Here is a 443-nt window from a genome sequence, read left to right as displayed (position 1 = left end):
GCATTGGTATGGCACTCAGGCGAAAGATAAAGGGCTGGTTGACGCGGTCGGCACCAGTGACGATCTGCTGATTGCCGAGATGGAAAATCATGAGGTGGTAGGGGTGCGCTATGCTCGCCGTAAACGCCTGATCGACCGCTTTACCGGCAGTGCGGCGGAGAGCGCCGATCGTCTGCTGTTGCGCTGGTGGCAACGCGGTGAGAAACCGCTGTTGTAAGCCAGCAAGGCTATGATTACACGGGGCCAGATGGCCCCGTTTTTAATAGTTAATCCACCAGATGATATTTCTCGGAAAGCACATGGGCCAGGTGCTTAAACATATTAAATACGGCGGTGGTTTTTGCCGTTGGCAGCCCCTCGGGATCTAAAAAGAACTCGCCGCGGAAAACCAACACGCTGCCTTTCTGCTCAACGTCGGTGGCCACCATGCCGTGCATATAATC

At 54.6% G+C, this 443-nt stretch carries 2 protein-coding genes; one reads left to right on the top strand and one right to left on the bottom strand.

Annotation, left to right across the window (positions count from 1 at the left end; genetic code table 11):
• On the top strand, positions 1–217 hold a 217-nt coding region (locus DUK53_RS17160; protein ID WP_201740741.1), incomplete at its 5' end, for a hypothetical protein.
• 49 nt (positions 218–266) lie between these two features.
• Here the strand turns inward: DUK53_RS17160 and DUK53_RS18045 are convergent.
• Positions 267–437: a DUF2498 family protein gene (locus DUK53_RS18045; RefSeq protein ID WP_368665728.1), complete on the bottom strand. Its 171-nt coding sequence runs from the start codon at positions 435–437 to the stop codon at positions 267–269.
• Between the last annotated feature and the right edge of the window lie 6 nt (positions 438–443).

Source organism: Listeria sp. SHR_NRA_18 (assembly GCF_003856515.1).
GTDB lineage: Bacteria > Bacillota > Bacilli > Lactobacillales > Listeriaceae > Listeria_A > Listeria_A newyorkensis.
Note: the sequence above shows the minus strand (reverse complement) of the source record. Positions and strands in the feature narration are given on the sequence as shown.